The organism is Pseudomonas sp. SDI (assembly GCF_003105155.1).
Classification (GTDB): domain Bacteria; phylum Pseudomonadota; class Gammaproteobacteria; order Pseudomonadales; family Pseudomonadaceae; genus Aquipseudomonas.
Genome location: NZ_QETK01000014.1, coordinates 116,601 through 131,800 on the forward strand (window position 1 = coordinate 116,601; position 15,200 = coordinate 131,800).

Consider the following 15,200-nt stretch of genomic DNA (forward strand, 5'->3'; position numbering starts at 1 on the left):
GAAACCGACGCCGTCAGGTGAAGCCTGCCAAAACGACAACGGCCCGGCTTCACCAGGAAGCCGGGCCGTTGTCAGGCACCGTTCAGGCTGCGCTTACTTGCCGGCGTGGTAGGCCGCGTCGGCTTTTTCGAAGCGCGAGATCATCGCGCCGGTCGGACGACCCAGCTTGCTCACCACGAAGATGGCGATGCTGGCGAAAAGGAAGCCTGGGATGATTTCGTACAGGCCCATGACTTCGTAGTGTTTCCACACGATCACGGTAATGGCACCGACCAGGATCCCGGCCAGCGCACCGTTGCGGGTCATGCCTTTCCACAGCACCGAGATCAGCACCACCGGACCAAAGGCGGCACCGAAGCCGGCCCAGGCGTAGCTGACCAGGCCGAGCACACGGTTTTCCGGGTTGGAGGCCATGGCAATGGCGATCAGCGCAACGGCCAGCACCATCAGCCGACCGACCCAGACCAGCTCGCCCTGCGAGGCATTCTTGCGCAGGAAGGTCTTGTAGAAGTCTTCGGTCAGGGCGCTCGAGCACACCAGCAACTGGCAGCTCAGCGTGCTCATGACGGCAGCCAGAATGGCCGACAGCAGCACCCCGGCGATCCATGGGTTGAACAGGATCTTGGCCAGCTCGATGAACACACGCTCGTGGTTCTCGCTGACCGGGCCAGCCAACTCAGGGTGAGCCGAGAAGTAGGCGATACCGAAGAAGCCAACGGCACAGGTACCGGCCAGGCAGAGGATCATCCAGGTCATGGAGATACGACGCGCCTTGGCGATCGACTTGACCGAATCAGCAGCCATGAAGCGTGCCAGGATGTGCGGCTGACCGAAGTAACCCAGACCCCAGCCCATCAGCGAAATGATGCCGATGAAGGTCGTGCCCTTGAGCATGTCGAAGTTCGACGGGTCCTGCGCTTCGATCGCCAGGAAGGTGGTATCGACGCCACCGGTGGCAATCAGCACGATCACTGGGGTCAGGATCAGTGCGAAGATCATCAGCGTGGCCTGCACGGTATCGGTCCAGCTCACCGCCAGGAAACCACCGACGAAGGTGTAGGCGATGGTCGCGGCAGCACCGGCCCACAGCGCCGTCTCGTAGGACATGCCGAAGGTGCTTTCGAACAGGCGGGCGCCAGCAACGATGCCGGAGGCGCAATAGATGGTGAAGAACACCAGGATGACCACGGCGGCGATGATCCGCAGCAGACCGCTCTGGTCTTCGAAACGGCTGGAGAAGTAGTCCGGCAGGGTCAGTGCATCGCCGTTGTGCTCGGTCTGCACGCGCAGGCGGCCGGCAACGAACAGCCAGTTCAGGTAGGCGCCGACGACCAGGCCGATGGCGATCCAGCTTTCCGACAGGCCCGACATATAGATGGCACCCGGCAGGCCCATCAGCAGCCAGCCGCTCATGTCCGAAGCACCAGCGGAGAGCGCGGTTACAACGCTACCGAGGCTGCGGCCACCGAGGATGTAGTCGGAAAGGTTGTTGGTGGAGCGATAGGCCATGAAGCCGATCAGCACCATTGCCACGATGTAGATCACGAACGTGATCAAGGTTGGGTTACTTACACTCATGATGTTGCGCCCTGGCGTTGTTTTTATGTAGCCGCAGCCTCTTGAAGGAGGTTGCACCCAGGCGGCGCATGCTATGCAACAACGTGAACGAGGTGCAACCAGTTTTTACAATCAAGTTGCACCTCATCGGATTTTTTCCGTAACAGTGCTTTTTTGCTCCTTTTTGGAGCAAAAACATCCGTTTTCAGAAGAAAATGCACTGCAAACAGCCCTTTCGGCTGTACGGCTTTAGCCTCCGGACGAGTTGCACTTATTTCATGAAGATTTTGGGTTGCACTAGGTTGCACCCAAATTCGCGCACGGCTAATCTTGGCGCCAGCTTACGCCACAGCCCCGTGGCAATAATGAGGATAAGAAATGGCGACGACCACCCTTGGGGTCAAACTCGACGACCCGACCCGTGAGCGACTGAAAGCGGCTGCGCAGTCCATTGACCGCACCCCGCACTGGTTGATCAAACAGGCAATCTTCAATTACCTGGAGAAACTCGAGGGTGGCGCCACCCTGACCGAACTCAACGGCCAGGCCAGCAATCTTGTCGACGAGGCCGGCGACGTGCCGACCGACCCTGCACACCAGTGCTTCCTCGAATTCGCCGAAAGCATCCTGCCGCAGTCGGTACTGCGCGCCGCGATCACCTCGGCCTACCGTCGCCCCGAGCCGGAAGTGGTGCCGATGCTGCTGGAGCAGGCACGCCTGCCGGCCGCGATGGCCGAGGCCACCAACAAGCTGGCCGCCGGGATCGCCGAAAAACTGCGCAACCAGAAGAGCGCCGGCGGCCGTGCCGGTATCGTTCAGGGCCTGCTGCAGGAATTCTCGCTGTCGTCGCAGGAAGGCGTGGCCCTGATGTGCCTGGCCGAAGCGCTGCTGCGCATCCCCGACAAGGGCACCCGCGATGCGCTGATCCGCGACAAGATCAGCACCGGCAACTGGCAGCCGCACCTGGGCAACAGCCCGTCGCTGTTCGTCAACGCCGCCACCTGGGGCCTGCTGCTGACCGGCAAGCTGGTCTCCACGCACAACGAATCCGGCCTCACCTCCTCGCTCAGCCGCATCATCGGCAAGAGCGGCGAGCCGATGATCCGCAAGGGCGTCGACATGGCCATGCGCCTGATGGGCGAGCAGTTCGTTACCGGTGAAACCATCGCCGAAGCCCTGGCCAACGCCAGCAAGTTCGAAGCCAAGGGCTTCCGCTACTCCTACGACATGCTCGGCGAAGCCGCCCTCACCGAGCACGACGCCCAGAAATACCTGGCCTCCTACGAGCAGGCGATCCACTCGATCGGCAAGGCCTCGCATGGCCGTGGCATCTATGAAGGCCCGGGCATCTCGATCAAGCTGTCGGCCCTGCACCCGCGCTACAGCCGCGCGCAGTACGAGCGCGTGATGGAAGAGCTGTACCCGCGCCTGCTGTCGCTGACCCTGCTGGCCAAGCAATACGACATCGGCCTGAACATCGACGCCGAAGAGGCCGACCGCCTGGAGCTGTCGCTGGACCTGCTCGAGCGCCTGTGCTTCGAGCCGCAACTGAGCGGCTGGAACGGCATCGGCTTCGTCATCCAGGCTTACCAGAAGCGCTGCCCGTACGTGATCGACTACGTCATCGACCTGGCACGCCGCAGCCGCCATCGCCTGATGATCCGCCTGGTGAAAGGTGCCTACTGGGACAGCGAAATCAAGCGCGCCCAGGTCGAAGGCCTGGAAGGCTACCCGGTCTACACCCGCAAGGTGTACACCGACGTGTCCTACATCGCGTGCGCTCGCAAGCTGCTGTCGGTGCCGGAAGTCATCTATCCGCAGTTCGCCACGCACAACGCCCACACCCTGTCGGCCATCTACCAGATCGCCGGGCAGAACTACTACCCGGGCCAGTACGAGTTCCAGTGCCTGCACGGCATGGGCGAGCCGCTCTACGAGCAAGTGGTGGGCAAGATTGCCGATGGCAAGCTGAACCGTCCGTGCCGGGTCTACGCCCCGGTCGGTACCCACGAGACCCTGCTGGCCTACCTGGTGCGCCGCCTGCTGGAAAACGGCGCGAACACCTCGTTCGTCAACCGCATTGCCGACCAGTCGATCTCGATCCAGGAACTGGTCGCCGACCCGGTCGCGACCATCGAGCGCATGGCCACCCAGGAAGGCGGCTTCGGCCTGCCACACCCGCGTATCCCGCTGCCGCGTGAGCTGTACGGTGCCGAGCGCGCCAACTCGGCCGGTATCGACATGGCCAACGAACACCGCCTGGCGTCGCTGTCCTGCGCGCTGCTGGCGACCGCCCACAACAACTGGAAGGCCGAGCCGCTGCTCGGGTGCGCTGCCAGCAACGAGCCGGCCGCTGCCGTGCTGAACCCGTCGGATCACCGCGACGTGGTCGGCCATGTGCAGGAAGCCACCGTTGGCGACGTCGACAACGCCATCCAGTGCGCACTGAACGCCGCGCCGATCTGGCAGGCGACGCCGGCGGCCGAACGCGCCGCCATTCTGGAGCGTGCCGCCGACCTGATGGAAGGCGAGATCCAGCCGCTGATGGGCCTGCTGGTACGCGAAGCCGGCAAGACCTACGCCAACGCCATCGCCGAAGTGCGCGAGGCCGTGGACTTCCTGCGCTACTACGCGGTGCAGGCACGCAACGACTTCAGCAACGACGCCCACCGCCCACTGGGCCCGGTGGTCTGCATCAGCCCGTGGAACTTCCCACTGGCGATCTTCAGCGGCCAGGTGGCTGCGGCCCTCGCTGCCGGCAACCCGGTGCTGGCCAAGCCGGCCGAACAAACCCCGCTGATCGCCGCCCAGGCCGTACGCCTGATGCTCGAAGCCGGCATTCCGCAAGGCGTCGTGCAACTGCTGCCGGGCCGTGGCGAAACCGTCGGTGCGCGTCTGGTCGGTGACGAGCGAGTCAAAGGCGTGATGTTCACCGGTTCCACCGAAGTCGCTCGCCTGCTGCAACGCAACATTGCCGGGCGCCTGGACAACCAGGGCCGGCCAATCCCGCTGATCGCCGAAACCGGTGGGCAGAACGCAATGATCGTCGACTCCTCGGCGCTGACCGAGCAGGTCGTGATCGATGTGGTGTCCTCGGCCTTCGACAGCGCCGGTCAGCGTTGCTCGGCACTGCGTGTGCTGTGCCTGCAGGAAGACTCGGCCGACCGCGTGATCGAAATGCTCAAGGGGGCCATGGCCGAAAGCCGTCTGGGCAACCCGGAGCGCCTGTCGGTGGATATCGGCCCGGTGATCGACGCCGAAGCCAAGGCGGGCATCGAGAAGCACATCCAGGGCATGCGCGAGAAAGGTCGCTCGGTGTACCAGGTGGCGATTGCCGACAGCGAAGAATGCAAGCGCGGCACCTTTATCATGCCGACCCTGATCGAGCTGGAAAGCTTCGACGAGCTGCAGCGCGAGATCTTCGGCCCGGTTCTGCACGTGGTCCGCTACAACCGCAAGAACCTCGACCAACTGATCGAACAGATCAATGCCTCCGGCTATGGCTTGACCCTGGGCGTGCATACCCGTATCGACGAGACCATCGCCAAGGTGATCGACAACGTCCATGCCGGTAACGTCTACGTCAACCGCAACATCGTCGGTGCCGTGGTCGGTGTGCAGCCGTTTGGCGGCGAAGGCCTCTCGGGCACCGGGCCGAAGGCCGGTGGTCCGCTGTACCTGTACCGCCTGCTGTCGACCCGTCCGGCCGATGCAATCGAGCAGTCGTTCAAGCGTGCCGATGGCGACAGCGTGCCGGACAGCCGTCTGCGCGACAGCCTGCTCAAGCCGCTGGAAGCGTTCAAGGCCTGGGCTGGCAGCAAGCAGCTGGGCGACCTGGTGCAGTTGAGCGAGCAGTTCGCCCAGCAGTCGCAGAGCGGCGTGACCCGCCTGCTGGCCGGCCCGACTGGCGAGCGCAACAGCTACACCATCCTGCCGCGCGAACACGTGCTGTGCCTGGCCGACAGCGAAGCCGACCTGCTGACCCAGCTGGCCGCGGTACTGGCGGTGGGCAGTTCGGCAGTGTTTGTCGATGCCGAGCCGGGCAAATCGCTGCGGGCTCGCCTGCCGAAGGACGTGCAAGCGCGCATCCAGCTGGTGGCCGACTGGAACAAGGACGAGGTGGTGTTCGACGCGGTGCTGCACCACGGCGACTCCGACCAGCTGCGCGGCGTCTGCGAGCAGGTGGCCAAGCGTGCTGGCGCGATTGTTGGCGTGCATGGCCTGTCGTCGGGCGATACCGGGATTGCCCTGGAGCGCCTGGTGATCGAACGCGCGCTGAGCGTGAACACGGCGGCAGCGGGCGGTAACGCAAGCCTGATGACCATCGGTTGATCGGCTTCGGCGGGTTTCACTGAAAAAGAAAAAGGAGAGCTTCGGCTCTCCTTTTTTATTGCCCGGCGCTACCAGGCAATCCACTTGGACCGCCTGCTCAACTGAGCAGCGGCTTGAAGAGGATGAAATAGAGGAAGCCACCGCCAAGCATCCAGAGCCCGTTCTCCGGCGTGAAATCGGCATTCCCCTTGCCCTCTTCGTCGCCCTCGCAGAAGTTGATCGCGATCTGTGCTTTGACCAGCGCCACATACTGGACCGCGCTGAGCACGACGCTGGTCACCCCCCACAATAGCGGAGCGCTCAGCAGCCACGAACTGGTCGCTATCCCCAGAATGAGCGGAATGATCGCGGCAAGCGTGATACCGAGTGGTGAGAACGGGTGATACCGCTCCGACGCGCGAATCCGCAGGTGGACCCGGGACAACAGTGGGTAAAGCAGCAGCACGCCGAAAATGGTGCGCAGGCGCGGCCTGATGGCTTGCCCGCTGGCCTGTTTGTAGAGCGCCCAGTTCTTGTAATACCAGTAGACGCCGTAAAGACCGGCCGTACAAAGGTGCATCACGATCAGCTTTTTTAGCGACACCACAAAGAATGCAGGCGCGGATTTGTCGGTGGGCGGTGCGGCGGGAACTGCCTGGGAAGTTGTATCCATGGACATGATTTCAACCTTTGCTTAGGAGCCGAAATTCAAGTCCATAACTCCAACCGAAAGATGCCATCTTCTTCCTACCACATCGTAGGACGCTTCTCGATTGCAGGGCGGTGCCAGATTTCGCTGGCAAGGCCAGCCCTCACAGAAACGCGGGGGAGCCTGCCGTCACTGCACCCGCTGCGCCAGCATCCATGCAATGGCATACAAACTGCTCCAGGCGTAAATGATCAACGTGCCAATGGCCATCCAGGTTGCATTGAGCCAGGTGATGCGGAAGTTCTGCCGCCCAGCGGCATCGCCTTCGGCAATATTGATCGCCTGCTGGGCACAGACCATGGACACGAAAGTCAGGCAGGTAAGCGGTGCAAATGCGATCCACATGGCAATGGACGAGGACATCACCAACCAGCGCACAGGGCTGGCCGGAATAGCGCTGAGCACGCTGAGTACGAGGAGGAGCAACGTTGGCAGCCAGTACATCAATGTGATGCGTAGCGGCGACACGACAAAGCCAGGCGCTGTTACCGCCGCACGTTGCGACACGCGTCTCAGCAATGGGTAGAGCGTGAAGGGGCCGAGAAAGCAGAGCAACAACGGCACCCACTTGGAACCTTTCGCCCCTCGGCACAGCGACCAGTTGCGGTAATACCAGTAGGCAGCGTAAAGCCCCATGGTAAAGACCAGCATGATCAAGAATTTTGAAATAGCCACCACGTGAAAGTGGGGGGGTGCGTTGAACTGAGCGGGCACTTCAGCGCTGACCCGGGAAATACTCACTATCGACATTTGACTGACCCTCGCTTACGAAAGCCGTCATCTAATGCTCATCGTGCAGCGAATAATGTCGTACTGTGCTTTTCTTGGCGTACGACCTTTCTGCATTTCTCATATGAGGGCGTTCATCCGAGCTGGCGTTTTGCGCCAGATCGCGGGACGAGCCCGCGCCCACAGAGCGTGCAGCAAGGCCATCTCTTCTACCCCACCATCACCCCCATCTATTTCCCTGTGCAGCACTCGGCGCGCTGCCTAGACTCGGCTCATCCCCGCACAGGAACAGCGCCATGTCCGAGACCCTGCTCAGCGCCCGCAACCTGGCCTTCGAACTCTACGAAGTGCTCGATGCCGAGGCCCTCACCCAACGCCCACGCTTCAGCGAGCACAGCCGCGAAACCTTCGACGCTGCCCTCGCCACCGCACGCGCCATCGCCGAAAAGTACTTTGCCCCGCACAACCGCAAAGGCGACGAGAACGAACCGCGCTACGAGCACGGCGAAGCCGTGCTGATTCCCGAGGTGAAGCCCGCCGTGGACGCCTTCCTGGAGGCCGGCTTCCTCAACGCCAACCGCGATTTCGAAGCCGGCGGCATGCAACTGCCCACCCTGCTCTCGCAGGCCTGTTTCGCCCACTTCCAGGCCGCCAACGCCGGCACCACGGCCTACCCGTTCCTGACCATGGGCGCCGCCAACCTGATCGAGAACTTCGGCAGCGACGAGCAGAAGCGGCTGTTCCTGCAACCGATGATCGACGGCCGTTTCTTCGGCACCATGGCCCTCACCGAGCCTCATGCCGGCTCGTCCCTGGCCGACATCCGTACCCGTGCCGAACCCGCCGCCGACGGCAGCTACCGCCTGCGCGGCAACAAGATCTTCATCTCCGGCGGCGACCACCCGCTGGCCGAAAATATCGTCCACCTGGTGCTGGCGAAACTGCCCGACGCCCCGCCCGGGGTCAAAGGCATCTCGCTGTTCATCGTGCCGAAGTTCCTGGTCAACCCCGACGGCAGCCTCGGCCCACGCAACGACGTGCTACTGGCCGGGCTGTTCCACAAGATGGGCTGGCGCGGCACCACCTCCACCGCATTGAACTTCGGCGACCACGGCAACTGCGTCGGCTACCTGATCGGCCAGCCGCATCAGGGCCTGGCCTGTATGTTCCAGATGATGAACGAGGCGCGCATCGGTGTCGGCATGGGCGCGGTGATGCTCGGCTACGCCGGCTACCTGTACGCCCTCGACTACGCCCGCCAACGCCCGCAAGGTCGCCTGCCGGACAACAAGGACCCGGCCACCGCCGCCGTGCCGATCATCGGCCATAGCGACGTGAAGCGCATGCTGCTGGCGCAGAAAGCCTACGTCGAAGGCGCCTTCGACCTCGGTCTGTACGCCGCCCGGCTGTTCGACGACAGCCACACCGCCGCCAGCGCAGAGCAGCGCCAGCAGGCCCAGCAACTGCTCGACCTGCTGACCCCGATCGTTAAATCCTGGCCCTCGGAGTTCTGCCTCAAGGCCAACGAGCTGGCCATCCAGGTTCTCGGCGGCCATGGTTACACTCGCGAATACCCGGTAGAGCAGTACTACCGCGATAACCGCCTGAACCCGATCCACGAAGGCACCCACGGCATCCAGTCGCTCGACTTGCTTGGGCGCAAACTGGCGCAGAACGGCGGTGCCGGACTCAAGCAACTGGTACGGTTGATCGCTGGCTGCTGTGAGCGCGCGCGCCCGTTCGCCAGCCTCGATGCCCTGCGCCAGCCACTGGAACAGCTGCTGAGCCGCCTGCAGCAGGTCACCTTGGGGCTGCTCGGCGACCTGGCCCGCGGCGAGGTCAACAGCGCCCTGGCCAACTCGGCGCTGTACCTCAAGGCCTTCGGTCATTGCGTGATCGGCTGGCGCTGGCTGGAACAGGCGATTCGCGCCGAGCAGGGTCTGGCCGAAGGCAACCCGGCGGATACCGGGTTCTATCGCGGCAAACTGCAGGCGGCACGGTTTTTCCTCACCTGGGAAGTGCCGGGCTGCCATAATGAGCTCGCACTGCTCGAGGCCCGCGACGACACCTGCCTGAGCATGCACGACGAGTGGTTCTGAGGGGGAACCACCGGCACACGGAGGTTCCCGCATGTTCGATTCAACAGCCTCGCTGCGCCAGCGCTTCGCCGGCCTGCGCAGCGGCGCCGAGTTCTTTTCCCTGCGCCATGTGCAGCAGACCCACCAGCACCTCTCGGTACGCAAGAACATTGCCGAACCGCCCAGCCTGGGCCGCGACCAGGGCGCGATGCTCACCGTGCGGGTCAACGGCGTCGAGGCCTACGCGGCCACCGCCGACCTGTCCCAAGCCGGCCTGCAACGGGCGCTGGAGCAGGCCGAAGCGCTGGCCCGGCAGATTGCCCGCCATGCCCTGCTCGACCTGAGCAGCCAGCCGGTGGCCACTGACCGCGCCGACTACTGCTCGCCCAACGTCGAGCGCGAATTCCCCTCGCTGCGCGACTGCTATGCGCTGCTGAGCCAGGAGTCGGCCAGCGTGCCGAGCGACAGCCGCCTGGTGAACTGGCAGGCGAGCCTGGGCCTGAGCACGGTCGAGCAGATCTACCTGAACACTGCCGGCGCCGAGCTGCGCCAGGCCCAGCGGTTTGTCTTCCCCGGCATGAACGTCACCGCCTACGACGGCCAGGACAGCCAGAGTCGCAGCCTCGGCCGGGAGAACTTCGGCCAGCAGGGCGGCATCGATGTGCTCGAACGCTTCGGCCTGATCGGCGCCGGCGCACGGGTGGCCGAGCAGGCCCTGCAACTGCTGCTGGCACCGAACACGCCCAGCGGCGTGCGCGACCTGCTGCTGATGCCCGACCAGATGATGCTGCAGATCCACGAGTCCATCGGCCACCCGCTGGAGATGGACCGCATCCTCGGCGACGAACGCAATTACGCCGGCACCAGCTTCGTCAAAGCCGAAGATTTCGGCCACCTGCAATACGGCTCCCGCCTGCTCAACGTGACCTTCGACCCGGCGATCCCGGAAGAGCTGGCCAGCTACAGCCATGACGACGACGGTAGTGCCGCGAGCAAGCAGTTCCTGATTCGCGACGGCCTGCTGGTGCGGCCGTTGGGCGGCGCCCTGTCGCAGTTCCGCTCGGGCCTCGACGGCGTTGCCAACAGCCGCGCCTGCAGCTGGAACCGCGCGCCCATCGACCGCATGGCCAACCTCAATATCGAGCCGGGCACGCAGTCCCTCGAACAACTGATCGGTGGCATCGAGTGCGGCATCCTGATGCGCACCAACCGCTCCTGGTCGATCGACGATGCGCGTAACAAGTTCCAGTTTGGCTGCGAGTGGGGCCAACTGATCGAACACGGCGAACTCAAGGGCGTGGTGAAGAACCCCAACTACCGCGGCATTTCCTCAAGCTTCTGGCGCAACCTCAGCGCGGTCGGCGACGCCAGCACCTTCCAGGTGCTCGGCACCCCCAACTGCGGCAAGGGCGAACCCAACCAGGTGGTGCGCGTGGGCCATGCCTCGCCGGCCTGCGTGTTCAGCCAGATCGACGTATTCGGAGGAGACGCCTGATGGCCACCCCCCCACTGCAGACTTTCCAGGACCTGGTCGCCTGGCTGCGCGCGCACCTGCGCGCCAGCGAACAGTTCACCCTGAGCTACAGCGGCGAACAATCGCAGTTCATCCGCTTGAACCATGCCAAAGTCCGCCAGGCCGGCGTCGTGCTGCAGGCCGAGGCCACCCTGAAGCTGATCGACGATGGCCGCCAGGCCGACCTGCACCTGACCTTGAGCGGCGACCCGCTGGTCGACCGCGAGCGCCTGGCAGAGGCGCTGGAGCAGTTGCGGCAAACCTTGCCGCTGATCCCGCAGGACCCTTACCTGCAACTCAACGACAGCGCCTGGCACAGCCATGACGTGACCGACGCGCCGCTGCCGGACAGCGCCGACGTGCTGGCGCAGATCAGCGCGGCGGCCACTGCGCTGGACCTGGTCGGGATCTATGCCGCCGGCCCGGTGAGCCGTGGCTTTGCCAGCTCGTTCGGGGCGTTCGGCTGGCATCAGGCCAACAGCTTCAACCTCGACTGGAGCCTGTTCCACGCCAATGGCCAGGCGGTGAAGGCCACCTATGCCGGGCAGCATTGGGACGCCGACGCCTTCGCCCAGCGCATGGCGCTGGCCCGCGAACAGCTGGAGCACCTCGGCCGCCCGCTGAAAACCCTGGCCCCCGGCGAGTACCGCGCCTACCTGGCCCCGGCGGCGCTCGACGAGATCGTCGGCATGCTCAACTGGGGCGGTTTTTCGGCGCAGTCGATTGCCAGCAAGGACAGCCCGCTGCAGCGCCTGTATGGCGGCGACGGCGAGCTGAGCAGGCTGGTGAGCATGACCGAACAGGTGAGCGGTTCGTTGAGCCCGGCGTTTTCCGAGGAAGGTTATCCACGCGACGACGTACGCCTGATCGAGCAGGGCCGGGCGTGCGAGCAATTGACCAATGCGCGCAGCGCGGTGGAGTTCCAGCGCCTGGCCAACGGCGCCGAGCCGCATGAGTCGGCAACGGCGCTGAGCATGGCTGCAGGCGAGCTGGCGTTGGCCGATGTGCTGGCAGCGCTGGGCACCGGGTTGTATATCAGCAACCTCTGGTACCTGAACTATTCGGACCTGCCGGCCGCGCGGATGACCGGGCTGACGCGCTTTGCCACGTTCTGGGTCGAGGACGGGCAGATTCGCGCACCGGTGAGCACCATGCGCTTCGACGACAGTGTCTACAGCTTACTTGGCAGCCAGCTGGAAGCGCTGACCCAGGCGCGGGAGCTGATCCTCTCCACCAGTACCTATGGGCAACGGCAAACCCGTTCGAGCCATCTGCCGGGGGCGTTGGTCAAACGCCTGACTTTGACATTGTGATGGTCGTTATCGCGGGCTTGTCCCGCGATAAGGCCCTAAAGGACAGCCCAATGCCGACCCGCCCGCCGCTGGACCCCGTCACCGCCCGCTGGATCCCCTGGGTGGTGGCCATCGCCTTCTTCATGCAATCGCTCGATGGCACCATCCTCAATACCGCACTGCCGGCCATGGCCCGCGACCTCGCGGAAAACCCGCTGCGCATGCAGTCGGTGATCGTCGCCTACATGCTCACCGTGGCCCTGCTGATCCCCGCCTCCGGCTGGATCGCCGACCGCTTCGGCACCAAACGGATCTTCTTCGGCGCTATTTTGCTGTTCAGTTTCGGCTCGCTGCTCTGCGCCCTCGCCGACAGCCTCGGCATGCTGGTCGGCGCCCGGGTCGTCCAGGGCCTGGGCGGCGCGCTGATGCTGCCGGTCGGACGCCTGGTGGTGCTGCGCGCCTACCCGCGCTCGGAGCTGGTGCGGATCATGAGCTTCATCACCATTCCCGGCCTGCTCGGCCCGCTGCTGGGGCCGACACTCGGCGGCTGGCTGGTGGAGTTCCTCAGCTGGCACTGGATCTTCCTGCTCAACCTGCCGGTCGGCGCCATCGGCTGCTACGCGGTGTGGAAGTTCATCCCCGACCTGCGCGGCTCGGAACGCACGCCGTTCGACGGTATCGGCTTCGTTCTGTTCGGCGCGGCCATGGTGCTGATCACCATTGCCATGGAAGGCCTGGGCGAACTGCACCTGCCGCACCTGCGGGTGATGCTGCTGCTGTTCGCTGGCATGGCCTGCCTGGCCGCCTACTGGCTGCGTGCCGGCAGCATCGACGACCCGCTGTTCTCGCCACGGCTGTTCCGCACCCGCACCTTTTCGGTGGGCATTCTCGGCAACCTGTTCGCCCGCCTCGGTAGCGGCGCCCTGCCGTTTCTGGTGCCGTTGCTGCTGCAGGTGGCGCTGGGCTACTCGCCGTCGCAGGCGGGCATGAGCATGATCCCGCTGGCGGCCTCGGCGATGCTCGCCAAGTCCATCGCCCGGCCGCTGATCGAGCGGTTCGGCTACCGCATCATCCTCACCGGCAACACCCTGCTGCTGGGCCTGTTGCTGTGCAGCATGGGCCTGGTCAACGAGCACACGCCCTACCCGCTGCTGCTGCTGATGCTGGGCCTGCTCGGCGCGGTCAACTCGATGCAGTTCACGGCGATGAACACCGTGACCCTGATCGACCTCGACGACCACAGCGCCAGCAGCGGCAACAGCCTGCTCTCGGTGGTCGCGCAATTGTCCCTGAGCCTTGGCGTGGCCTGCGCCGGCGCACTGCTCGGCGGCTTCACCGCGGCCGGCAGCGCCGACGGCGTGGAAACCACCCTGGGCGCGTTCCAACTGACCTTCCTGACCATCGGCGTGATGTCGATGCTGGCGGCGGCGATCTTCGTTCAGTTGGCGAGGACGGACGGAAGGCGTGCCCCTCGTCCGGAACCGGAACTGGAGCCTTAGGGCTAATGGCCACGAGGCTGGTACACTGCGCGACATTTTGTTTTGCAGGCCCGCCTCGTGACCACCATTGCCACTGCCTTCGCCACCTTGCCGCTGTCCGCCGCCATGCTGGCCAACCTGGACGCCCTCGGCTACGCCCAGATGACCCCGATCCAGGCCCAGAGCCTGCCGGTCATCCTCAAGGGCATGGACCTGATTGCCCAGGCCAAGACCGGTAGCGGCAAAACCGCCGCCTTCGGCATCGGCCTGCTCAACCCGATCAACCCGCGCTACTTCGGCTGCCAGGCGCTGGTGCTGTGCCCAACCCGCGAGCTGGCCGACCAGGTGGCCAAAGAGCTGCGCCGACTGGCCCGTGCCGAGGACAACATCAAGATCCTGACCCTCTGCGGCGGTGTCTCCCTCGGCCCGCAGATCGCTTCGCTGGAGCACGGCGCGCACATCATCGTCGGCACCCCGGGCCGCGTGCAGCAGCACCTGAGCAAGGGCACCCTGGTACTCGACGGGCTCAATACCCTGGTGCTCGACGAAGCCGACCGGATGCTCGACATGGGCTTCTACGACGCCATCGCCGACATCATCGGGCAGACCCCGGAACGGCGCCAGACCCTGCTGTTCTCCGCCACCTACCCGAGCGGGATCAAGCAGCTGTCGGCCGCGTTCATGCGCAACCCGCAGCAGGTCAAGGTCGAGGCGCTGCACGCCGACAGCCAGATCGAACAGCGCTTCTACGAGATCGACCCGGAGCAGCGCATGGAAGCGGTCACCCGCGTGCTCGGGCACTTCCGTCCGCAGTCGTGCGTGGCGTTCTGCTTCACCAAGCAGCAGTGCCAGGAACTGGTCGAACACCTCAAGGCCAAGGGCATTGCTGCCGACGCACTGCACGGCGACCTGGAACAGCGTGATCGCGACCAGGTACTGACCCTGTTCGCCAACCGCAGCCTGTCGGTGCTGGTGGCTACCGATGTGGCCGCGCGCGGGCTGGATATCGATGCGCTGGACATGGTGATCAACGTCGAGCTGGCGCGCGATTCGGAAATTCACGTGCACCGCGTCGGCCGTACCGGCCGGGCGGGCGAAAAGGGCCTGGCAGTCAGCCTGGTAGCGCCGTCCGAGGGCCACCGTGCCCAGGCCATCGAAGTGATGCAGAAAGCACCGCTGCGCTGGGAGCAGCTCGACAGCCTGAAAGACCAGGGCGGCGCCCCACTGGTGCCACTGATGAGCACCCTGTGCATCGGCGCCGGGCGCAAGGACAAACTGCGCCCGGGCGACATTCTCGGTGCCCTGACCGGTGACGCCGGGATCCCCGGCACCCAGGTCGGCAAGATCGCGATCTTCGACTTCCAGGCATTCGTTGCCGTGGAGCGCGGGATCGTCAAGCAGGCGCTGCAACGGCTGAACAGCGGCAAGATCAAGGGACGCTCGTTGCGCGTGCGGATCGTCTGAGTGCTCTAGCACTCTTGCCGACCTCATCGCGGGACGAGCCCGCTCCCCCCTGTGGGAGCGGGCTCGTCC

At 64.7% G+C, this 15,200-nt stretch carries 9 protein-coding genes; 6 read left to right on the forward strand and 3 right to left on the reverse strand.

The features are described 5' to 3' along the window. Positions 1–93: 93 nt before the first annotated feature. A complete protein-coding gene (gene putP / locus DCO48_RS11720) occupies positions 94–1,578 on the reverse strand; it encodes a sodium/proline symporter PutP (RefSeq protein ID WP_116550773.1) in 1,485 nt (494 codons plus the stop codon). A gap of 357 nt (positions 1,579–1,935) precedes the next feature. Here putP and putA point away from each other — a divergent pair, with 357 nt between their 5' ends. Further along, entirely contained in the window at positions 1,936–5,889 is a 3,954-nt protein-coding gene (gene putA / locus DCO48_RS11725; protein ID WP_116550774.1) for a trifunctional transcriptional regulator/proline dehydrogenase/L-glutamate gamma-semialdehyde dehydrogenase, read from the forward strand. Between the two features lie 97 nt (positions 5,890–5,986). On the opposite strand, the gene DCO48_RS11730 is transcribed toward putA, so the two are convergent. Together DCO48_RS11730 and DCO48_RS11735 are read right to left on the reverse strand one after the other, a co-directional pair. After that, complete coding sequence (locus DCO48_RS11730; RefSeq protein ID WP_116550775.1) at positions 5,987–6,547, reverse strand: hypothetical protein; 561 nt, start codon at positions 6,545–6,547, stop codon at positions 5,987–5,989. Positions 6,548–6,706: 159 nt separating this feature from the next. Further along, on the reverse strand, positions 6,707–7,327 hold the full coding sequence (locus DCO48_RS11735; protein WP_116550776.1) for a hypothetical protein: 621 nt from the start codon (positions 7,325–7,327) through the stop codon (positions 6,707–6,709). Between the two features lie 275 nt (positions 7,328–7,602). Here DCO48_RS11735 and DCO48_RS11740 point away from each other — a divergent pair, with 275 nt between their 5' ends. From DCO48_RS11740 to dbpA, 5 genes are all read left to right on the forward strand, one after another. Further along, complete coding sequence (locus tag DCO48_RS11740; RefSeq protein WP_116550777.1) at positions 7,603–9,405, forward strand: acyl-CoA dehydrogenase; 1,803 nt, start codon at positions 7,603–7,605, stop codon at positions 9,403–9,405. Between the two features lie 31 nt (positions 9,406–9,436). Further along, positions 9,437–10,879: a TldD/PmbA family protein gene (locus DCO48_RS11745; RefSeq protein ID WP_116550778.1), complete on the forward strand. Its 1,443-nt coding sequence runs from the start codon at positions 9,437–9,439 to the stop codon at positions 10,877–10,879. Further along, positions 10,879–12,210: a TldD/PmbA family protein gene (locus tag DCO48_RS11750; protein WP_116550779.1), complete on the forward strand. Its 1,332-nt coding sequence runs from the start codon at positions 10,879–10,881 to the stop codon at positions 12,208–12,210. Before DCO48_RS11745 ends, DCO48_RS11750 begins: the two co-directional genes overlap by 1 nt. 50 nt (positions 12,211–12,260) lie before the next feature. Beyond that, positions 12,261–13,688, forward strand: coding sequence for a multidrug transporter subunit MdtD (mdtD, locus tag DCO48_RS11755; protein ID WP_371919501.1), 1,428 nt, complete (start codon positions 12,261–12,263; stop codon positions 13,686–13,688). Positions 13,689–13,793: 105 nt separating this feature from the next. Continuing rightward, positions 13,794–15,131 (forward strand): ATP-dependent RNA helicase DbpA, encoded by a 1,338-nt coding sequence (gene dbpA, locus DCO48_RS11760; protein WP_256584059.1) that lies wholly within the window; start codon positions 13,794–13,796, stop codon positions 15,129–15,131. Positions 15,132–15,200: the final 69 nt, after the last annotated feature.